At 61.4% G+C, this 20,795-nt stretch carries 15 protein-coding genes; 9 read left to right on the plus strand and 6 right to left on the minus strand.

The window, feature by feature from the left end; translation table 11 throughout:
- Nucleotides 1–31 precede the first annotated feature (31 nt).
- Nucleotides 32–268, minus strand: a complete 237-nt coding sequence (locus tag WG78_RS19360; protein ID WP_053939488.1) for a hypothetical protein — start codon at nt 266–268, stop codon at nt 32–34.
- Nucleotides 269–561: 293 nt separating this feature from the next.
- On the opposite strand from WG78_RS19360, the gene WG78_RS19365 reads away from it, so the two are divergent.
- The 5 genes from WG78_RS19365 to WG78_RS19385 all read left to right on the plus strand — a co-directional run bounded on the left by WG78_RS19365 (nt 562) and on the right by WG78_RS19385 (nt 6,274).
- Entirely contained in the window at nt 562–2,553 is a 1,992-nt protein-coding gene (locus tag WG78_RS19365) for an arylsulfatase (RefSeq protein WP_053939489.1), read from the plus strand.
- Between the two features lie 2 nt (nt 2,554–2,555).
- On the plus strand, nt 2,556–3,581 hold the full coding sequence (locus WG78_RS19370; RefSeq protein ID WP_053939490.1) for a formylglycine-generating enzyme family protein: 1,026 nt from the start codon (nt 2,556–2,558) through the stop codon (nt 3,579–3,581).
- Between the two features lie 4 nt (nt 3,582–3,585).
- The gene (locus WG78_RS19375) at nt 3,586–4,347 is read left to right on the plus strand and encodes a MetQ/NlpA family ABC transporter substrate-binding protein (protein ID WP_053939491.1); all 762 of its coding nucleotides are present in this window, start codon (nt 3,586–3,588) and stop codon (nt 4,345–4,347) included.
- Nucleotides 4,341–5,144: a YkgJ family cysteine cluster protein gene (locus WG78_RS19380; protein ID WP_161805160.1), complete on the plus strand. Its 804-nt coding sequence runs from the start codon at nt 4,341–4,343 to the stop codon at nt 5,142–5,144. The genes WG78_RS19375 and WG78_RS19380 overlap by 7 nt, the downstream gene beginning before the upstream one ends.
- A gap of 206 nt (nt 5,145–5,350) precedes the next feature.
- Nucleotides 5,351–6,274 (plus strand): LysR family transcriptional regulator, encoded by a 924-nt coding sequence (locus WG78_RS19385; protein ID WP_053939493.1) that lies wholly within the window; start codon nt 5,351–5,353, stop codon nt 6,272–6,274.
- Nucleotides 6,275–6,277: 3 nt separating this feature from the next.
- Here WG78_RS19385 and WG78_RS19390 read toward each other — a convergent pair whose 3' ends face one another.
- The 4 genes from WG78_RS19390 to WG78_RS19405 form a co-directional block, all read right to left on the minus strand.
- Nucleotides 6,278–9,115, minus strand: coding sequence for an ImpA family metalloprotease (locus WG78_RS19390; RefSeq protein WP_161805161.1), 2,838 nt, complete (start codon nt 9,113–9,115; stop codon nt 6,278–6,280).
- 200 nt (nt 9,116–9,315) lie between these two features.
- A complete protein-coding gene (locus WG78_RS19395; protein ID WP_308417201.1) occupies nt 9,316–10,632 on the minus strand; it encodes a methyl-accepting chemotaxis protein in 1,317 nt (438 codons plus the stop codon).
- A 160-nt stretch (nt 10,633–10,792) separates the two neighbouring features.
- Nucleotides 10,793–11,062 carry a hypothetical protein gene (locus tag WG78_RS19400; RefSeq protein WP_053939496.1) on the minus strand — a complete coding sequence of 90 codons (270 nt, stop codon included), beginning with the start codon at nt 11,060–11,062 and terminating at the stop codon, nt 10,793–10,795.
- A 231-nt stretch (nt 11,063–11,293) separates the two neighbouring features.
- Nucleotides 11,294–12,427 carry an ABC transporter substrate-binding protein gene (locus tag WG78_RS19405; protein WP_053939497.1) on the minus strand — a complete coding sequence of 378 codons (1,134 nt, stop codon included), beginning with the start codon at nt 12,425–12,427 and terminating at the stop codon, nt 11,294–11,296.
- A gap of 475 nt (nt 12,428–12,902) precedes the next feature.
- On the opposite strand from WG78_RS19405, the gene WG78_RS19410 reads away from it, so the two are divergent.
- Nucleotides 12,903–15,017, plus strand: coding sequence for an acyltransferase family protein (locus WG78_RS19410; protein ID WP_053939498.1), 2,115 nt, complete (start codon nt 12,903–12,905; stop codon nt 15,015–15,017).
- On the opposite strand, the gene WG78_RS19415 is transcribed toward WG78_RS19410, so the two are convergent.
- A complete protein-coding gene (locus tag WG78_RS19415; protein WP_053939499.1) occupies nt 15,007–16,203 on the minus strand; it encodes an MFS transporter in 1,197 nt (398 codons plus the stop codon). The two genes, WG78_RS19410 and WG78_RS19415, sit on opposite strands and share 11 nt — an antisense overlap.
- Before the next feature lie 375 nt (nt 16,204–16,578).
- On the opposite strand from WG78_RS19415, the gene WG78_RS19420 reads away from it, so the two are divergent.
- From WG78_RS19420 to WG78_RS19430, 3 genes are all read left to right on the plus strand, one after another.
- The gene (locus tag WG78_RS19420) at nt 16,579–17,724 is read left to right on the plus strand and encodes a coiled-coil domain-containing protein (protein WP_152969311.1); all 1,146 of its coding nucleotides are present in this window, start codon (nt 16,579–16,581) and stop codon (nt 17,722–17,724) included.
- A gap of 101 nt (nt 17,725–17,825) precedes the next feature.
- Nucleotides 17,826–19,412: an aspartate:alanine exchanger family transporter gene (locus WG78_RS19425; protein WP_053939501.1), complete on the plus strand. Its 1,587-nt coding sequence runs from the start codon at nt 17,826–17,828 to the stop codon at nt 19,410–19,412.
- Nucleotides 19,413–19,422: 10 nt separating this feature from the next.
- Nucleotides 19,423–20,778, plus strand: coding sequence for a TAXI family TRAP transporter solute-binding subunit (locus WG78_RS19430; protein WP_053939502.1), 1,356 nt, complete (start codon nt 19,423–19,425; stop codon nt 20,776–20,778).
- The last annotated feature ends 17 nt before the right edge of the window (nt 20,779–20,795 follow it).

The raw sequence follows: 20,795 nt of genomic DNA on the forward strand, positions 1-20,795 counted from the left end.
GGCGCGGCCAGCGGCGTCTCGTCGGCGCCGCTTACTTGTGAAACCGCGCCGTCAACTTGCGCGCAAAGATGTCGATGCGTTCGCGCACCGAGACCTCGGTCTTCAGCGCCTCGTAATAGCGATCCAGCGCCAGGCGCAGCTCGGGGCTTTCGATGCCGTCCGGCGTCTGGCCCGCCACCTGGTACAGCACTTTGCGCGCGTCGATCACATCCAGGCTGGCGCGTTCTGCCATGTTCAGCGTGGCGAGTTCGTCTTCCGGAATCAGCATGATGGTTCTCCTTGTGCGCGGCGCGCGTGGACGTATAAGTCAGATAGCCGCATGGTGCATCGCAACGTATCGGCGCGGCAGCGCAGCGCGGATTAAAGCGTTGCCAGACAGCCACTGACGGCGCTGTCATCACCGCTGTCCAACTGGTTATGGCTAAGACCTCTTAGCATTGATTCTGCTAAACAATGCGAACATCAGTTACAAAACGCATATGGCTAGCTACATTTATTCTTTCGGTTTTTTATAACCGGCTCATACCATCGCTGCCGTCCCTTATAACGCGAAGCGCAATCATGAGCCAACGGCCACCGCATTCCCTCCGCCATACCCGCCGCATTCTGCTAAGCGCCACGCTCGTCGGCAGCGCCCTGCTGGCCGCTTGCGGCACTGGCAACGATGGCAGCACCGCCACCACCTCGCCTGCCGTCACCAGCACGCCCACCGCCACACCCACCCCGGCACCGGTGGCGCAAAAGAAACCCAACATTCTGTACATCATGGCGGATGACCTGGGCTATTCGGACATCCATGCCATGGGCGGCGAGATCGATACGCCTAATCTGGATGCATTGGTGGCTCAAGGCCGTATCCTCACCAACCATCACACCGGCACCGTGTGCGCGATTACGCGTTCGATGCTGATTTCCGGCACCGATCACCATCTGGTGGGCGAAGGCACCATGGGCGCGCCCAGCGATGAGCGCAAAGGCTTGCCCGGCTACGAGGGCTATCTGAACGACCGCGCCCTGTCGGTGGCGCAATTGCTGCAAGACGCCGGTTATCACACCTATATCGCCGGCAAATGGCATATCGGTTCGGGCATCGTCGGCGCGGCCAGCGGCTCGGGCCAGACGCCAGATCAATGGGGCTTTGAACACAGCTATGTGTTGCTGGGCGGCGCAGCCACCAACCACTATGCGCATGAGGCAGCCGGTTCCAAAAACTACACGGAAGACGGCGTGTATGTGCAGCCAGGCCAGCCGGGCCAACCCGGCGGCACCGGCGGATCGCCGGCCACGTTCTATTCCACCGATTTTTATACGCAAAAGCTGATCAGCTATATCGACGCCAATCACGCCGACGGCAAGCCGTTTTTTGCCTATGCCGCGTACACCTCGCCGCACTGGCCGCTGCAAGTGCCGGAACCCTATCTGCACCAGTATGCAGGCAAGTACGACGCTGGTTATGACGTCATCCGTGACGCCCGCATTGCGCGCCTTAAAACGCTGGGTCTGATTCCGGCTGACTTTACCCCCAGCGCCGGTTTTGCCCGCAATCTGACGCGCAGCCCGGCCACCACCAATAACGGCACCTCAGCCGCGAAATACACCAACGCCATCCACAGCCCGGCCGATGGTTATGTGGATTACGGCGCCGGTTACGTCAACAAAAAATGGGCCGATCTGACGCCGCTGGAGCAAAAAGCCCAAGCGCGTTATATGGAAATCTACGCCGGCATGGTGTCCAACCTGGACCACAACATCGGCCTGCTGATCCAGCACCTTAAAGACATTGGCGAGTACGACAACACCTTCATCATGTTCCAGTCCGACAACGGTGCCGAAGGCTGGCCAATTGATTCCGGCGCGGACCCCAAAGCCACCGATGAAGCCAATGCGCAAGAACCGATCTACTCAACGCTGGGCACCGACAATGGCTTGGTCAGCGCACGCCGTCTGCAATACGGCCTGCGTTGGGGCGAAGTCAGCGCCACCCCGTTGAGCCAGCTCAAGGGCTATATGGGCGAAGGCGGCGTCTCGGTGCCTGCCATCATCCATCTGCCCGGCCAGACCACTACCTTGCCCACGCTCAGCGCGTTTACCCACGTCACTGACAATACCGCCACGTTCCTCGCGCTGGCCGGCGTTACCCCGCCGTCCACGCCTGCGCCGGCGCTGATCGACCCCGCTACCGGCGTCGATAAAAACAAGGGCAAGGTGGTGTACAACAATCGCTACGTGTACCCGGTGACGGGGGTATCGCTGCTGGGCGTGCTGCAAGGCAACGCCACCGGCGCGGTACACACGCAAGCCTTTGGCGATGAATCGTACGGCCGTGCTTATCTGCGCAGCGCCGACGGCAAATGGAAAGCGCGCTGGACCGAACCGCCATCAGGCCCGGTCGATGGCCATTGGGAGCTGTTTGATATCGGCGCGGACCGTGGCGAGACCAACGATCTGGCCGCCGCCAACCCCACCATCGTCAATGGCCTGGTGCAGCAGTGGCAGCAATACCTGAGCAATGTGGGCGGCGTGGAACCGCTGCAGCCCAAGGGTTATTACTAAGCATGAAACGCGCCTACACCGTAGTAATCGCCAGCGTGGTTTTGGCCGCGCTGGCGGGTGGCGCGGCCTGGCGCGCCCAGGCGCAGTCGGTGGCGGAGCATCCACCGCTGGCCGCCCTGGGCACGCCGCAGCAATGCAGCCAGTATTCCGGGCTGCCTGCGGGCTGGGGCAAACAGAACAATGCCGGCATGGTGCACGTGGCTGCTGGCAGTTTTACGTTTGGCACCACGCTGGGTTATGCCGATGAACGCCCGGCGGGCGATGGCAAAACCCATGTCGAGGGTTTCTGGATCGACCAGACCGAAGTCACCAACGCGCAATTCGCCAGTTTTGTGGCGCAAACGCATTACGTGACGGATGCCGAACGCCAAGGCGGCGCGGTGGTCTTCCACGTGCCCACCGACACCGAGCTGCACGCGCGGCCGTATGCGTGGTGGAGCTGGGTGAAAGGCGCGGACTGGCGTCATCCCACCGGCCCCGACAGCACGCTGGAAACCGCGCAAAACAACCACCCGGTTACGCTGGTCACGCAAGCCGACGCGCTGGCCTACGCGCATTGGCTGGGCCGCGATCTGCCTACCGAGGCGGAATGGGAATACGCCGGTAAAGCCGGCCACGATGGCGCGAAGCTGGAAGTGGCGCCGCGTTACGCCAACGGCAAACCATCGGCCAATTACTGGCAAGGCGTGTTTCCGCAAGTCAACAGCGCGGAAGACGGCAACGCCGGTCTGGCCGCCGTGGGTTGTTACACCGCCAGCGATTTCAAGCTGTACGACATGATCGGCAATGCCTGGGAATGGACGCGCGACGCCTACAGCGGCGTGCATCAATATCACAGCAACGGCGATACCGCGGCAGTGGCCAATCAGGCCACGACGCGCAAATCCGATACGCCGATGGTGATCAAAGGCGGCTCTTTTCTGTGCTCACCCGATTATTGCGTGCGTTACCGCGCGTCTTCCCGCGAGGCGCAAGAGGCTGATTTGCCCGCGTCGCATATCGGTTTTCGTACCATTTTGCGAGGGTGATGCGATGCATGGTTTGAAGCTACTGGCGGGTGTGGGCCTGGCCGTGCTGGCCAGTTGGGCCAACGCGCAAGCCGTGCGGATCGGCGTGCTGGCTGGCATCGATGCCGAGGTGATGCAACACGCCGCGCAAGTGGCCGCGGCCAAGGGGCTGACGCTGCAAATCCAGGCCTATCCGGATATCAGCCAACTGCGTGCCGCGGTGGCGCAAGGCGCGGTTGATGGTGCCAGCGTGCCGGATGCGCAAACCCTGGCGCGCTGGCAGCAACCGGCGCTCAAGGAAGTCGGCACCAGCATTACCTTGCCGATGGGTTTGTATTCCCGCCAGTTGCCCAATCTGCGCGCCCTGCGCAACGGCGCACGCATTGGCATTCCGGCGGAATCCGGCGCGCAAAGCCGGGCGCTGATCCTGTTGCAGAACTACGGCCTGATCCAGTTGCGCGACAGCGCCGGCATCCAGGCGCGCATCGCCGATGTGACGGTCAATCCGCGTGGCTACCAGTTGGTGGCGCTGCCGGAAGCACGTTTGCTGGCCGCATTGCCCAAACTGCCGCTGGTGGCGCTGCCGGGCGACTTTGCGCTGCAACACCAGCTGTATCCGGCACGCGACGCGCTGGGCATGGAAGATGCGCGTTCGCCATGGGCCGGTGTGCTGGCCGCAGTCACGCCAGGCGCATGGACCACGCAATGGCGCGCCGCCTACCAATCGCCCGCCGTGGCGGCGTTTGTGCTGACGCGCTATCAGGATTCGGTGCGGCGGCCATGGTAAGAGAAGACTGGTCGCTCCATTGCACCGCCTGCGGCCGCTGCTGTAACTCGCCGCCGTTGCTGTCGCTGGACGAACTGTGGCAGCACCGTCACACCTTTATTGGCTGCATCAGCGTGCGGCGTTTGCCGCGCAATGCGTCGGCCGGCCAACGCACACTGGCCACGCAATTGCTGCCCGGTGGCGCGGCCGATGATCTGGTGTTGCTGCTGCAAGGTTATCAATGGGCCAGCCAGCCCTCCTGTCCAGCGTTGCAAAGCGACCAGCGCTGTGGCGTGCACGGCGAACATAAACCGGCCACCTGCCGCGTGGTGCCGCTGGATGCGTTGTTGCCGGATGCTGAACAAGCGATCTTGCTGCAGCAACGCGCCGATAGCGCGGCATTTATTGGCGCGGATTGTTTGCAGCCCAGCGTGGCTGGCGCGGGCCAGATTCTGCTGCGCCGGCTTGAGGTGGTTGAGCCGGACTATCTCAGCGCGCTGCAACAACGCCGTGATGATCTGGCGCGGGATCGCACGGTGTGGGGCGACGCGCTGCATGCCGTGTTACGCCCGGAAATCGCCCGTTCCGGGCGCACCCTGCAGGACGGTTATCTGTCGCTGCCGCTGGTGCCGCTGCTGGCGCATCTGGCCTTGCACGATGCGGTCTGGCGCGAGCGCGTGCACGAACTACTCGATGCGCAAATCGCTTTGATCGAAACCGGCATCGCCACCGCGCTGCAACGCAAAGACCCGCGCGACCGCCCCGCCACGCAAGAAATGCGCCAATTCTTAACGGCCTATCAAAAGCTCCGGGCATAGGGTGGGTCGAGACCCACCACGCAAAGCCGTCGCCAAGGACGAGAAACTCGCGGGTCATATCGTCGGCCGTGACTGGATTGAGCCATCGCATTCCGAATCACCGACTTTGACAGGTGGGTCTAGACCCACCCTATGTCGTGGGATCGGGCAAGCCGGGGCCGACCCAATGCGCTACCATCCCTGCGCATTGATTCCGGAATAATCCGATGAGCTCCATCCTCGATCTTGAAGTGCTGTTGCGCACCGCCGACAGCGGCAGCATCTCGGCCGCCGCGCGGGCGCTGGATATCACGCCCGCCGCAGCCAGCGTGGCGCTGAAGCGGCTGGAACAGCGGCTGGGCACGCGTTTGTTTGTGCGCTCCACCCGCAGCATGCGTCTCACCGAAGACGGCGCGCGTTATCTGGAAAGCGTGCGGCTGGCTTTGGGCGCATTGCATGAGGGCGCAGAAGCATTGCGGCATAAAACCACCGGCTGGAGCGGCGTGTTGCAGCTGTCCGCGCCATCCGATCTGGGCCGCAACCGGCTACTGGGCTGGCTGGATGAACTCAAGCTGCAGCATCCGGCCTTGCGTATCCAGTTGCAGGTGGGCGATCGGCAGAGCGACCTGTACCGCGAGCCGGTGGACCTGGCCTTGCGCTACGGCATTCCGGCCGATTCGGCGATGGTGGGATTGCCTATCCTGGAGAGCAACCGGCGCGTGCTGTGCGCCAGCCCGGCCTGGCTGCAACGGCACGGCCCGATCAGCCATCCCACGCACATCGCCGCACACAAAGCCGTGCTGTTTTATCTGGGCGGCCGCCCTTATAGCAGTTGGCGTTTTAGCCGGGGCGACGAGACCATCGAAGTGGAAGTGACGGGCGATTATGTGGTCGACGATGGCGACGTGGCGCGGCGTTGGGCCGTGGCCGGACACGGCCTGGCCTACAAATCGCGGCTGGATGTGGCGGCCGATCTGGCGGCCGGGCGGCTGGTCGACGTCATGCCGGATTGGGACGGCGAGCGCAGCCCGCTCTACCTGGTGTGTCCGCACCGCGCCAGCGCCTCAGGCCGCGCGGGTTTGTTGCAGGCGTTCTTGCGCGAAAAATGCGCGGCCGCAGTCGCAGAGACCACGGCCACAGCGCAACGTTAAGCGTTACAGCGGATACGGCGGCGTGCTGCTGTCGATATCCATCCAGACGCCGGTTTGCAGCTGGTTATGCTTGAGCGCCGGCAAGGCATAGAACTGCATCGGCGCCACCGCCAGGCCCAGATCGGCAATCGAACCCAATGCATCGGCGCTAAGCGGAATGCCATACATGGCAAACAGCTTGCGCACATCTTTGCCGATGATCTTCGAGCTAAGCACATACAGCAGATCCGAATTGCCGATGGTGTTGTTGGCGTAACGGCCCATGCCATAGCTGGCCGCGTTGCTGGTGCTGAAGTTTTTGGCCACCAGCCGGTCACCCTTGGTCAGCAGGCTGAAGAAATCCAGCGTGGTTTCCATGGTGGGTTGCGCAAGGCCGCTGCGATACCGCGTAAACAGATAGGCCAACTGAAAATGCACCGGCCGCATCACGTCCTGGCTGGGGTTGCTCCAAACGCGCGTTTCCATATCGGCAATCTGCGCATCACCACTCAGACCCGTATTGCGGTTGGCCACAATCAGGCTATACAGGCCCGGGTTATCCAGCGGATGGCCGCCGCTGATTTCAATGCCCAGCGTTTTGTACACGCGCAAGGCAGTGGTGCTGGAAAGAATGTTGTTATCGCATTCCACCACGCAGCCATGCGTGCCGTCCGGCACGATATGCATCACGCGCTGCACGGTGTTGTGGCCCATTTCATGCGCGTAGCCCCAGCCGATATCGATGCCCGCGTAGCCATCAATCGGATTGCCCGAACACAGATAACCGCACGCCGCCAGCCAGCCGACAAAGTGCTGCACCACTGGCGCATTGTGGATCGGACCATCGCAAGTCCAGCCCAGCGTGGCGCACAGATTGGCTACTTCGGTGGTCATGCCGGCGTCGTTGTAGCCATTGGCGATGTGGTTGCTCATAAACAAGCCATCGCGGATGCGCTGGTTAACGTACACGGCCGGATCGGTGTTGCCGATCACCGCTTGCGCCAGCTTGGTGGTTTGTTCGATTTCGCCACCGATCAGCTTGGTGGTCTGCCAGCCAAACGTGCCGGCTTTCAGCGCGGCCAAGGCATCCGCCGTGTCGGCCGCGCTCATGCTGCGGGTGAAATCAAAGTGCGCGTATTTAGCGCCACCCTTAACGCGCAATTTGACCACGCTGTTGGCGGTAGCGCCGCTATACGACAACACCAGCGGCCCACCAAACGGCGTTACAAAATTAACCGGCGCGGTGCCCAGCGGCAGGTTAAACGAGTTGGGCCGACGCGGGCGCAGATAAGTGGCGTCGCTGTCCGTCAGCGGGTTGCCCCAGGTGCGGATGTAGCTGGTCTGGATGCCCAGGCTGCTTGCGCCCGCCGCATCCACCACCTGAATCTGCAACGGCTTGCCTGGCACCGCCGCGCGGCCGATCAGCGTATTGCCGCTGGTTTGCGCGATGGTGACGTCGATGTCTTCCCAATCGCTGGCCACCGCCATGCTTTGCGCCGAGGCGGGCATAAAGTCGCCCTGCCCCGTGGGTGAAACGCGCGTGCTGACGCGGTTGTAATCGACCCACGAATCGGAAGCATAGGCGCGCAGGAAATTGGCGGCATCGCTGCGCGGCACCTTGCCGTAGACGATATTGGGCCGCCACAAATCGGCCCACAGCACCAGCAAGCGCTGCAACGCGTAATGCGGGTCGGCCGCGAAAATATCCACGCTCGCGCTTTGCAGCGTTTGCAGTTCGTTCATCGTGCGCGTAATCGCGCTGGGCGAACTGGTGTCGGTGGTCAGATCGACGTTTACGCTGGTCTGTTTGAGCTGATTAAGCGTGTTAACCAGCGGACTGAGCGTGTCCAGCGCCGTCAGCGACGCCGCGATAGTGCGGCCGCTGCCCACCGACACGGCGCTGGTGCCGGCAAAATAATTGCCCGGATAGCCGCCCAGGGTCATGCCCATGGCGGCCAATACCTGGCGGCCACCCGCCGAATCGCCCCAGCCCGGTTGCATGTACACCACGGCTTTACCGGCATTCAGGTATTGCGTCACCGTGGATTGCAGCGCGGCATTGCTGGCCACACTGCCGCCGAAGACCAGCACGTCGGCGTTGTTCCAGCACGTGTTGCTCGGGCTGGTCAGATCGCAGGTGATGGCGGTGGCGGTGCTGCCGGTGCGCTCAATCAAGGTTTTGACATTGGCGGCGGTGTACCCGGCCGTGGCATAGCGCACATTGGCGGGCAGCGTGCTGTTGGCGTTGCCGGTCAGCAGCCAGCCCCAGGCGCGACGGAAAAACGGATAGTGCTGTTGTTCTTTGGTGGTGCCCGCCATCCAGACCAGCACGTCTGCGCCATAAGCCAGCGCGCGGCCGTTGCCCACATTGGAAATCGCCGCCAGGCTGCTGCCGTCATCGGCGCTGACCAGCGTCATGGCGGTCGTGGACGCACGCGGCGTGATGTCGCTGCTGTTGGTGCCCAGGTTAAACGCCAGTGAGGGCACCACGCTGCTGTTGCCGTAGATATTGGCCAGGATGCTGGCTTGCGCATCGCGCGCGCTGGTGGCGCTGGCGATGGCCATATCGAGCAAAGTGGCGCTGTCGCTCGCCAACAGACCGGAGGAGTCGCCGCTGGCCGCGGCCACCGCGATGCGATCCGCGCTGGTGGGCGCCGGCGTTGGCGTTACGCCGTTGCTGCCGCCATTGCCCGCGTTGCCGCCATTGCCTGTATCGGCGCCACCGCTGGCGCCGCCACTCGCACCCGCGCCCGCGCTGGTATTGCCGCCACCGGCGCTGGCGCCATCCGACCCGCCCCCGCCACCACACGCACTTAACCCCGCTGCCAGGCTAATTGCCAGCAGCCACCCACTCAACCGCATCGATCGCACTCCCCGTATTTTGTTTTGTAGTGATCTGCCTCATTGCTACAAAGCAGATACTCAGGGCGGCAATAGTAATGGCGAACCTCGGCAAAACCGTATGGCGACGCCAGGCGGTGATCTAGACGTTCGGTCTAGATCAGCAGGGTTTGCTGATGCAATTCGGGGCAGTCAAAACCCATCAATGCACCCGTGCTGGCTTAATAAAACGACGCTTCGCTCATGGAAAACTGCCCGATCATGCTAGCCACTTTTTGATTGCTGGCCAGGATTTCGCGGATAGCCGCACCGGCATCGGTGGCGTGTACCAGGCCTTGCTCGGCCTGCGCCAGCATCTCGTTCATGCTGCTGATGGCCGAGGCCGTGCCGTTATCAATACTGGCGATCATGCTGGCGACTTCAGCGGTGGATTGGGTCGTGCGTTCAGCCAGCTTGCGCACTTCGTCCGCCACCACCGCAAAGCCGCGCCCCGCCTCTCCGGCCCGCGCGGCCTCGATTGCTGCATTAAGCGCCAACAGATTGGTCTGATCTGCAATGGCGCGGATGGTGGCGACGATGCTGTTGATGCGCGACGTCTGCGTGCCCAGAGCTTCAATCACCCCGGCCGCGTTTTTGGCGCTGGCGGCAATCGAGCCCATTTCTTCAAAGGTTTTCTGGATGACCACGCCGCCATCGCGCGAGACATTTTCGGTTTCGCTGGACAAGCTGCGCACCGTGCCCACCAGTTGCATGTCTTTGCGGATGCTGGCCTCGCGCGCCGTCACGTCGGTGGCAAATTTGATGATCTTGTACAGCTTGCCGTCTTCGTCATACATCGGGTTGTACGAGGCCTCCAGCCAGATCACCTTGCCCTGTTTGCCCCGGCGCTCAAACAGGCCCGAAATATATTCGCCGTTATCCAGCCGCCGCCAGAACGTGGCATAGGCGGCGCTGGCGGTGTATTCGGGCTCGCATAAAAACCGGTGATGTTTGCCCACCAGTTCGGCCTCGGTGTAGCCGACGGTATTCTGGAAATTACGATTGGCCGCGAGGATGGTGCCATCGGGCGCAAATTCAATCACCGCCATCGAGCGATCCATCGCCTTCATCTTGTTTTCGTATTCGTGCTCTTCTTCCGTCACGGCGGTGACGTCCTGGGCAAACTTGACCACCTTGATCACCTGCCCGGCTTCGTCGCGGATCGGGTTGTAGCTGGCCTCCAGCCAGATGCTGCGACCGCCTTTGGCCACGCGGCGGAACTTGCCCGAGACAAAGTCGCCCTGGCGCAGCCGTTGCCACAATTGCTGGTATTCGGGGCTGTTGGCATAGGCCGGTTCGCACAGCACGCGATGGTGTTGCCCGGCCAGCTCGGGCAACGAATAGCCCACCACCTGCAGAAAGTTGGAATTGGCGTCGAGAATGACCCCATCCAGATTGAATTCAATCACCGCCATGGAGCGATTGATGGCGTCGAGCAAACCCTTTTGCTGCGCCAACGCATTGCCTTGCTGCTGCATGTGCGCTTTTTGCTTCTGCATGAACATCCCCGCACCCCTTTTTGACCGACTTGTTGGAATGGTGTGTAAGGCAGGCGCGCCCGTGGTCGGCGCAGGTTCAGTCTAGTGCACGCAAACAGCGCCGCAAGCGGCGCTGTTGAGGGAGATAACACATCGTTCGGCAAGCGGATCCGGCGCTGCGTCAATACGGCTGTTTGCCTTCGGCGCGCAGGGTTTCACCGATGGCTTTGGTCAGTTGTGCATGTGCCGCGGCCACGTCGGCCGGATTGTGGCTGTTGGCCGCTTCGGCCAGCACATTGAACGTGACTTGCCACGTCTCGGGGTTAGGTGTGTGTTCGCTTTCTTTTTTAACCAGCGCGTAATCCAGCGCGGCTTCCAGTGTGGTCAGGGTACGGTGCAAACCACCGGTTTCACCGGTTTCTACAGCAGGGTTCAACGCAATCGAAGACATGGTTGGCACTCCGGGGATGAACAAGGTTGGGGGCGTCTGGGGACGACGGGTACCGCAAAGGCGCCATCCTTAATATAGCGCGCTTGGCGATACTAACGGTTTGCGCCGCCGCCCGGTTTACTTGCGCTGTCAGCCAGACTGGGGCACGCCCGCCAACCGGGCACAAAAAAACCCGGCCATCTGTGGGATGTGCCGGGTTGTGCGAGCGGATGTGTGAGCCCGCGGGCAGGCTTAACGCGCCAGGGCGCCCGTCGGCGAAATCATGGTCATATCCACAAAGCGCGAACCAATGCGGCTGTCGCTGAAATCAAGCACATAACCGCCCAGATCCACTTTCTGCATATTGCTCAGCGCCTTGTACACCAGCGGCCGCGTCGGGCGCTTGCCCGCTTGCCGAAGCGCATCGGCCAGCACATGCGCCGCGACATAGCCTTCCAGCAGCGCGTATTCCGGCACGCCCTGGTTCAGGTACGGTTTGGCGTCATTCTGGAATTCGCGGATCAACTTGCCCGAATAACTGCCCGGCGACGGAAATACCTGCGAAATGCCCAGGCCCGATGCCGAAGACGCGCCCGCCAGCCGCACGACTTCGCTGGACTGGATTTGCGACAGACCATACAGCTGCGCCGTGCCGCCCAGGCTCTTGAATTGTTTGATAAAGGTGGCGGCCGGAGCAGACGGCACCATCAGAATGACGGCCTCGGGCTGCACTTTGTACAAGGCGTTGGCGGCGGTTTGCGTGTCGTTGGCGGTCTTGTCGAAATAACCCTCGCCCACCAGCTGCAACTTGCGCTTGGCTAGCTCGGCCTTCAGCGTGGCTACATTGGCGTCGCCCACGCCGTCTTTCTGCGCCAGCACGCCAAACTTGCGCATGCCCAGCTTGCCATTAAGCAAAGCCACCAGTTTTTCGATTTCCTGGTTGTAACCCGCCCGCAGATGGAACAGATACGGACTGCCCGGCTTGCGAATGTTCTCAGCGCCCGAATCCACGCCCACCAGCGGCACACCCGCGTTTTCCAGCGTCTTGCCGTCCAGCAACTTGCGCACCGCATCACCGTTTTGATAGCCGACCAGCGCAACCACGTCGTTCTTGTTAACCAGATCCAGCGTGTTGCTGACGGTGCGGGCGGGCTCGCCGCCGTCGTCCAGCGTGGTTAGCTTGATCTCTTGCCCACCGATGCCGCCGTCGGCATTCACGTGCGAAAAATAAATCGAAGCGCCCAGCGCAATGGCTTTGCCCGTAGGCGCGTCCGGCCCGGACGTGGCCACCGACTGGCCGACATTGATATCTGCGTGAACCAGGGAAGATGCCGCCAGCGCGGCCACCGTCAGTGCGGTCTTGAATAGATGTTTTGTTGTGAGCATGCCGGAAGAAGACTTCTGCAGGGGCGACACAAGCCGATGGGTAAACCGGACTGTATTTGCGCCGTTAATCAAACGAAGTGCCGCTCGTGGACGGAACTCAGGGGCGCCATGATAAATGCATATCACGCGGGCGCCGCTAGTCGCGGGTTTGCGGTGTCGCGCCCACGGTACAACCGCTGTTGCGCTGCAACAATGGCTTGACCAGATTGTCAGCTATTTAGCGTGGTGCAGCGCACCATCGCGGCCTGATTTTGAATCTTGTAAAGCATCTTCTGACAAACGATGCGACTTGCACGGCTTGACAAGTTTTTTAATTGACATCGTCACGTAAGGTATCTTGTCTTTAGTTTAAGGTTTTGGCATAGTGGCCCGACAAGCCAGAGTCACGCCCGCGCCCGCTAGTTTTAGCTGCGCGTCGCGTCGCGGTTCATCCGCATGGCTGGCAAGCCCTTGCAATATGGAGTGATAGACAGGCATGAATCCCGGACGTAAAGCACATATCGCCGCAATCGATGGTCTGCGCGCGGTGGCCGTACTGGCCATTATCCTGTTTCACATTCAGGCTGCCTGGTTGCCCGGTGGCTTTATCGGCGTTGATATCTTTTATGTGATTTCGGGCTTTGTGGTGGCCAAATCAGTGGCTTCGGCCCCCACGGATGGCTTGCTGTCGTATTTTCAGTGGTTCTACCGTCGCCGCCTGCTGCGCATTGTGCCCGCGCTGGCCGTCTTCATCATGCTGATGTCACTGCTGTCGACGCTGTTTATTCCGCCCTACAGTCGGTTTATCGAGGTCACCGGCATCTCGGCCTTGTTTGGGCTCAGCAACTTTGTGCTGATGTGGACCTCCGGCGATTATTTTGCTGCCGCCAGTTCATTCAATCCGTTTACCCACACCTGGTCATTGGCGGTGGAAGAGCAGTACTACCTGCTGTTTCCGTTCTTCTCCTACCTGATCCTGATCAGCCCCAAAACCAGCCCGCAACGACGCAGACACTGGCTTTGGGGCTTGGGCCTCGTCACGCTGGCGTCCATGGTGTTTTGCGCATGGCTAACGCCGCGCAACGGCACGGTGGCGTTTTATATGCTGCCTACGCGTTTCTGGGAGCTGGGGGCTGGCTTTTTCGCCTACGTGCTGTGCAAAAACCCGGAGACCCGCACCGGCCATATGCTGCAGCGCCTTAACCAGCACGGCGTGTTCAGCCTGCTGGCGCTGGTTACACTGGGCGTGGGCTTGTGGATTGCCAACGAACGTCTGTTTCCATGGCCGTGGGCCCTGCTGCCCTGCGTGGCCACCACCGTACTGGTGATTGGCACCGTGTATGGCGGTGATAACCTGGTCAACCGCGTGCTGGCCAATCCGCTGTTTACCGCCATCGGCAAGATTTCTTACTCTTTGTACCTGTGGCACTGGGGCATCATCGTGTTGATGCGCTGGACCACCGGCATCGACACCCCCGCCCTGCAGGCGTTGTCGATGCTGCTGATGACCGTATTGGCCATCGCAAGCTATGTGCTTGTGGAAAAACCACTGCGCTTTAATCCGTGGCTGGGCCAACGCGGCTATCGCCAGTTTTACGCGGTAGTGGCCAGCGCGCTGGTGGTGCTGGCTGCATTCAGTGGCACCCTGTACCTCAGCAAACCCGAGATTGGTCTGTTTGCCGCACGCGATGAACAGGTCTGGGCCGCCAACGCCTATGCGCCCTTCCAGGCCGGCGATTGCACCGCGCCCAAAGAGTTTTCGCACTGGGGCCCAGGCATGATCATCGCGTTCAACGCCACCGATTGCGCCCAGGAAAAGCCACAGCATGTATTTATCGTGGGCGATTCGCATGCCAGCGCGTACGAGCGCATGGCGCAACGGCTGGCCGCCAAAGACGGCTATCAGGTGCAGATTGTGACCATGGGCGGCTGCAAATTGATTGTCTATCTGGAAACGCAGTCGCTGCCGGGGTGCCCGCAGTTTCGGGTGCAGGCGCTTGACCGCATCAAAGCTCAGGCGCGGCCCGGGGATTACGTACTACTGGCGGGCCTGTACACGGCGCGCTACCGCGATATCTGGAGCGAGACTTCGCTGCCGACCGACAAGATCGATCTGACGATCAAACCGGAAGATCATGTATCAGCCGCGCGCGCCGAAGCACTGTTGCAGCCACTCGTGGATAACGGTGTTCACGTGATCCTCGAAGCACCCAAGCCAGTGGCGCAGGTAGCCCAGTTCCGCTGCGCCGACTGGTTTAATCGTATCAATTCGTATTGCCAGTCAGCCACCGAAACCACACGCAATGAGATGTTGCTGCGCCGTTCACGCGCCGAGGCCTACTTGAGCGAGGTGGCCGCCAACGCCGGCGCCAGCTTATGGGACCCATTTGACGCCCTGTGCCCAGGCGCTGTGTGTAAAGGGTATGTAGATGGCAAGCCGGTGTTTGCCGACACCGACCACCTCAGCGCGTTTGGCAACGACCTGCTATATCCAGGCTTCAAGCGCGCCATGCAAGGCGGCAGCGCCACGGCAAGTACACGCCCCCATGCGCTGGACGACCGGGCTGCGCGCCCGCTCAATACCAGCGCCGCACCCGGCTCTACTGGCTGACCGTAACGCTGGCTGGCGCTTCTTTGTTGGCCGGATGCGCCGTATGACGCACGCGCCAGGCATTGGCGGTAATCAGCAACATCAGCAGACTGATGCCGCCAAAGGCCAGTGGCAGCGACGTGGCATGCGCCACATATCCCACCAACGCCGGGCCCAGCAGAATGCCGGTGTAGCCCATCATCACCGCCGTCGGCAACGCCACACTGGCGGGCACGCCCGGCATGCGGCTGGCCGCGCCAAACAACACCGGCACAATGTTGGACGCGCCCAGCCCCACCAACACAAAGCCCGCCACGCTGAGCGCCGGCAAGGGCGCCAGCACTATGGTCAGCACGCCCGCAGCGGCAATCAGGCTGCCGCCCAGCACCACGCGGAACGGACCGAAAGCCTTGATGATGCGGTCGCCCGTCAAACGCCCGACTGCCATCGCCACCGAAAACACCGAGAAGCCAATGCCGGCCGAGGCTTCATTGACGCCGCGCTCGAAGCGCAAAAACACCGCGCCCCAGTCCAGCATGGCGCCTTCGGTCAAAAACGCGCAAAAACACAGCGCGCCGATGATCACCACACCGCGGTGATTAAAAGCCAGATGGGTTTTGTGTTCTTCGGCGTCCGCCGGGCCGTGCGGAATCAACGCGGCGTAGCTCCATACGCAGGCGATCGCGCACAAAAGCCCGACCGCCACTGCGCAAACGCCCAAGGACAAACCTGATTTGAGCAAGGCCGCCAGCACTGCGCCGCCCACCAGACCTCCCGCCGAATACAAACCGTGAAACGATGACATTAGCGGCCGTGCGGCCAGGTTTTCGACCGCCACGGCCTGACTATTAACCGTGATATCGAGCACGCCATGTTGCGCCCCGAAAATAAACAGCAATACCGCCAGCGCCCATGGTGTGGGGGCCAAGGCCAGCGCCGGAATCGACACCACCAGCAACGCTCCCGCCACCCGGATCAGCTGGGCGCTGCCCCAACGTTTGATCAGATGTCCGGTCAGCGGCATCGCCACCATCGCACCGCCTCCCAGCGCCAGCAAAATGCTGCCCAGTTGCGCGTCATCAAGCTGCAGCCGGATTTTGGCGTACGGCACCATCACCGCCCAACATGCGGTGGCCACGCCGATGACCAGAAACACCAGCCGGGTGGACAGACATGCGGGCTTCCAGGCTACAGATTCAGCACTCATCAACGGACTCCACCTAAACGTAACGCGCAATTTTGACGTGTGAATAGTGCCGATTTGCCGCAACAACAAAGTTTGCTTATGGACCGAATTTCTCCACTATCGGCTCAAGCAAGATCGGACTCGCAAGCCGATCCGCGGATTTCTTGCCCGAATCATAGCGGGTGGCACCTGCTCGACGACATCTGCCACGCTCCGGATTACTGCAGGCAATGATGCCCGCAGAAAGACGCTGTCGGGTTATCGAATCTATTGATTTCTTTGACAAATCTGATAAATCCGCAGCTTGATCCAGCTCAAGTTTTCGCAGGCAAAATCCTTTGCCGACGACAAATAATCGGCGCAAGATCCGTTCATCAAATTCCTATGGATCGCACCATGCCTTTACCTGTTGGCCCCGCATTAGAAGACCCTGAAAACGATCGGCGCACGCTGGTGCTGTATCCGGGCAACAGCCCGGACTGCCGCGCGTGTGAGCCCGCCTGGGCTGGACTGCAAGATTCCGTCGCATCCATCCGGGCCGATGTCACGGCATTACAGATCGACAACGCCGCGCAAAAAGCGCATCTGGACCACATTGGCCACAACACGCAGCTGGTTCGCTATCACACGCATGTGCTAACCCGCGATGTGGCGCAGCTCAAACAGGACGTGCAGAACACCCGGCAAACCGCCGCCGGCGTTGCGCAAACCGCGAGGGGCATCGAAGCCAACATCGGCACGCTGAAACAGGACGCGGCGGGGCTGAAAGCCGGCGTCACCGGGCTGGGGAGCGATGTGATGGCGCTCAGGCGAGATCTAGGAGAAATGAAAACCGGTCTGACCGCAGTGGGCACCGATTGCGCATTACTGAAAGCGGGCCAGACACGGCTGGAAAACGAAATCAGCGCACTGCGCACCGACATGAAAATGGGGGACAGCGGACTGACTGAAGAGATAAAAGCGGGGAACAGTACGCTGCGTGACGAGATTCGTACCGTCGACATCCGGCTTCACGCTGTGGGGACCGGACTGCGCCACGAGATGATCGCGGGGGACACCCGCCTGCGCATCGAAATGAACGCAGGCTTCACGCAGCTGCGCGGCGAGATGCAGGCCGGGTTCAAAGCGGTTCGCGACGAGGTCCGCACAGAAATGCAGGAACTGCGCGGCGAGGTCCGCACGGAAATCCAGGAACTGCGCGGCGATGTCCACACGGAAATCCAGGCGCTCCGCAACGAGCTCCGCAACGAATTCCACACGGAAATCCACGAACTGCGCGGCGAGGTCCGCACGGAAATCCAGGAGCTCCGCGGCGAATTCCGCACGGAATTTCAGGACGTGCGCGACGAGTTTCGCGGCGAATTCGGGGGTGTCCGCGCTGAGCACAAATCTTTCCGCACCGAAGTGCGCGAACATTTTGCCGCCGCACGCCAGGACAGCAAAACTGATTTCCGCATCCTGTTTGGCGCACTGATTACGTTGGCCGTGGGGTTCAGCGCCGCGATGTATCAGTTTATGCAAGCCATCATGACCCGGCTCTAGCCAGGCCCGCAGCCCTCCCCGCGGCACTTGTCCGGTTTTATCAAATTCCGCCCGCTATATTGAGAGGCGAGCGCTGCGGCGTGCATCGGATAAGGACGGCTATGGAAGTCATCAAAGCATTTCTGGAACAGCAACCGTTGATGGTGATGTTCTTGACCATCGCGCTGGGCCACCTTGCGGGCGAGCTAAACATCAAAGGCTTTTCGCTGGGCGTGGGTGCCGTGCTGTTTGTGGCCCTGGCCGTGGGTTGGCTCGTGCCCAAGGCCGCACCCGCGCCCATGATCGGCACGCTGGGTCTCGCGTTGTTCTTATATACGGTGGGTATCCAGTACGGTGGACAGTTTTTGCTGGGCTTAACCAGCGTGGCCGGGCGCCGCGCCAATTTGCTGGCGATTATCGGTGTGGCCTGCGCGGCGCTGGTGACCTTGCTGATCCAGAAACTCACTGGCATCAAACTCGGTTACGCCCTGGGTTTGTTTGCCGGCGCGGGCACCAGCACGGCCTCATTGCAGGCCACCATCGCTACCTTGGGCAATGATGATGCGGCGGTCGGTTATTCGATCTCATATCCATTTGGCGTGGCAGGGCCGATCTTGCTGCTGTATATCGCGTTTTTATGGCTCAAGCCGCGCATTGAAAGCGGTGCAGCCGCTGGCGCGCGTGCCTTGGAAGTCACTTTGCGCAACCCCGATCTCATCGGTAAAAGCCTGGCCGAGATCACCGCCGCGCTGCCGTCCGATGCGCAGATCGTGGCACTGCGCACTGGCCACCACAACAAACCCGCCGCACCTGAGCTGGTGGCCCAGGAGGGCGACGGCGTATTACTGGTGGTCAGCAATGCCACCGTGTTGCAGCAAGTGAGCGACATCCTTGGCGAGCTCACGCCCGGGCGTTTGATTCGTGACCGCGCCGACCTGGATTATCTGCGGGTATTTGCCTCGCGCCCCGGCATCATCGGGCGCGCGCTGGGTGATCTTGATCTGCCGGGCGGACCCAATGTGGTGGTGACCCAGCTACGTCGCGGTGACACCAACATCATGCCCAACCCCGATGCCGTCATCGAATTCGGCGACCGCATTGGCATGCTGGCGCGCCGCGATGACTTTGCCACCCTGCGCAAATATTTTGGCGATTCAATCAAAGGCACCGCCGAGTTCAGCTATATCTCCATCGGCCTGGGCATGGCGCTGGGGTTTTTACTGGGCGCAATTCAGATTCCGATGCCGGTAATCGGCAAACTGGCGGTTGGCGTCTGCGGCGTGTTGATCGTGGCGCTGATCCTGGGCATCGTGCGGCGCACGCGCGGCATTAACTGGACGATGCCGCTATCGGCCAATATGGTGCTGCGTAACCTGGGTTTGACGTTGTTTCTGGCGCAAGTGGGCATGTCGTCAGGCCCCAAGTTTGCCGCCACCATCGCCGACACCGGTTTGTTGATGCTGGTGTTGGGCGCCATTGTGCTGCTGGCTTTGGCGCTGCCGGTGATGTTGCTGGGCATCTTTGTGTATAAGCTGCCGTACGACGAACTGGCCGGCATAGTGGCGGGCGCGTGTGGCAACCCCGCCATCCTGGCGTATTGCAACAAGCTCACGCCCACCGACCAGCCCGATGTGCGTTACGCGATGATTTTTCCGGCCATGACCATCGTCAAGATATTGATCGTCGACGTCATCGGCTCAATGCTTTAACTGGAGCACCATGCAGCAACCTTCGCGGCCGCGGCCGTTTCTTGATCATGGCCGTTGGGTGATCCCACGGCGCGAACTCTGGCTGCTGTGGGGCAGCATCGTCGTCGTGGTGCTGCTGGCGTTGGCGGTGTTGTTCTGGCTGGTTGAACCCGCGCCGCCGCGCACCATCATCATGAGCGCGGGGCCGCAAGACAGCTCGTTTCTGCCCGCCGCCGAGGCCTATCGCAAGATTCTGGCGCGCAATGGCATCACGCTCAAAATCCTGCCTTCCGATGGTTCGCTGCAAAACCTCAACCGCCTGCTGGACCCCAAACAGCATGTCGATATCGCGCTGGTGCAAGGCGGCGTGGCGCAAGGCGTTGATACCTCGCGCCTGATGTCGTTGGGCAGCATGTTTTATGCGCCGGTGATTGTGCTGTATCGCGGCGAAGGCATGTCGCGCCTGTCGCAATTCGAGGGCAAGCGCATCGCCGTGGGCCAGATCGGCAGCGGCACGCGCGTGCTTGCGCTCGATCTCCTCAAAGCCAATGGCATTACCCCTGGCAGGACCACCACGCTGGTCGCCATGGATGGCGAAGATGCGGCCAGACAGTTGGCCGACGGCGGCGTGGACGTGGCCATCCTGAATGGCGATTCCACCGCGCGTAACACCATGGTGCGGCTGTTTAAAACGCCCGGTATATCGATGCTCGATTTCGGCCAGGCGGCGGCTTATACACGGCGCTTTCGTTATCTGAATGAAATCGACCTGCCCGCAGGCGTGCTTGATCTGGGCCAGAACATTCCGCCCGAAACGGTGCACCTGGTCAGCCCGATGGTAGAACTGGTCGCACGCACCAGCCTGCATCCTGCGGTGTCCGATCTGCTGATCGAAGCGGCGCAAGAGGTGCACGGCAAATCCGGCCTGTTGCAACACGCTGGCGAATTTCCCAACCCGGTGGCGCACGAATATCGCATCAGCGAAGACGCGGCGCGCTATTACAAATCCGGCAAAGGCTTTTTTTATCGCGCGCTGCCGTTCTGGCTGGCGAGCCTGGCCGATCGCATGCTGGTATTGCTGCTGCCCTTGGCGGTGCTGATTATCCCCACGCTACGTGCCCTGCCCGCGCTGTACCGCTGGCGCGTGCGCTCGCGCATTTATCGCTGGTACGGCGCGTTGATTGCGATCGAGCGCGGTGCGATGGCCAACGCGGTGGGCGCGGAACGTGATGAATTACTGCGCCAGCTCGACCAGATCGAAAACGCAGTCAACCGGCTGAAGATGCCGCTGGCGCATGCCGATGCGTTTTACGTGCTGCGCGAGCACGTCAACTTTGTGCGCACGCGGCTGCAACATGGCACGGCACAGCACGACCCCAACGTTTAAGCGCTCATCCGCGGCCG

This window comes from Amantichitinum ursilacus (assembly GCF_001294205.1).
Classification (GTDB): domain Bacteria; phylum Pseudomonadota; class Gammaproteobacteria; order Burkholderiales; family Chitinibacteraceae; genus Amantichitinum; species Amantichitinum ursilacus.

Coding starts and splice junctions, on each gene's coding strand:
- WG78_RS19360 (WP_053939488.1), bottom strand. CDS start 268: ATGCTGATTCCGGAAGACGAACTCGCCACGCTGAACATGGCAGAACGC.
- WG78_RS19390 (WP_161805161.1), bottom strand. CDS start 9,115: ATGCGGTTGAGTGGGTGGCTGCTGGCAATTAGCCTGGCAGCGGGGTTA.
- WG78_RS19420 (WP_152969311.1), top strand. CDS start 16,579: ATGCCTTTACCTGTTGGCCCCGCATTAGAAGACCCTGAAAACGATCGG.
- WG78_RS19370 (WP_053939490.1), top strand. CDS start 2,556: ATGAAACGCGCCTACACCGTAGTAATCGCCAGCGTGGTTTTGGCCGCG.
- WG78_RS19425 (WP_053939501.1), top strand. CDS start 17,826: ATGGAAGTCATCAAAGCATTTCTGGAACAGCAACCGTTGATGGTGATG.
- WG78_RS19405 (WP_053939497.1), bottom strand. CDS start 12,427: ATGCTCACAACAAAACATCTATTCAAGACCGCACTGACGGTGGCCGCG.
- WG78_RS19380 (WP_161805160.1), top strand. CDS start 4,341: ATGGTAAGAGAAGACTGGTCGCTCCATTGCACCGCCTGCGGCCGCTGC.
- WG78_RS19365 (WP_053939489.1), top strand. CDS start 562: ATGAGCCAACGGCCACCGCATTCCCTCCGCCATACCCGCCGCATTCTG.
- WG78_RS19410 (WP_053939498.1), top strand. CDS start 12,903: ATGAATCCCGGACGTAAAGCACATATCGCCGCAATCGATGGTCTGCGC.
- WG78_RS19415 (WP_053939499.1), bottom strand. CDS start 16,203: ATGAGTGCTGAATCTGTAGCCTGGAAGCCCGCATGTCTGTCCACCCGG.
- WG78_RS19375 (WP_053939491.1), top strand. CDS start 3,586: ATGCATGGTTTGAAGCTACTGGCGGGTGTGGGCCTGGCCGTGCTGGCC.
- WG78_RS19395 (WP_308417201.1), bottom strand. CDS start 10,632: ATGCAGAAGCAAAAAGCGCACATGCAGCAGCAAGGCAATGCGTTGGCG.
- WG78_RS19385 (WP_053939493.1), top strand. CDS start 5,351: ATGAGCTCCATCCTCGATCTTGAAGTGCTGTTGCGCACCGCCGACAGC.
- WG78_RS19430 (WP_053939502.1), top strand. CDS start 19,423: ATGCAGCAACCTTCGCGGCCGCGGCCGTTTCTTGATCATGGCCGTTGG.
- WG78_RS19400 (WP_053939496.1), bottom strand. CDS start 11,062: ATGTCTTCGATTGCGTTGAACCCTGCTGTAGAAACCGGTGAAACCGGT.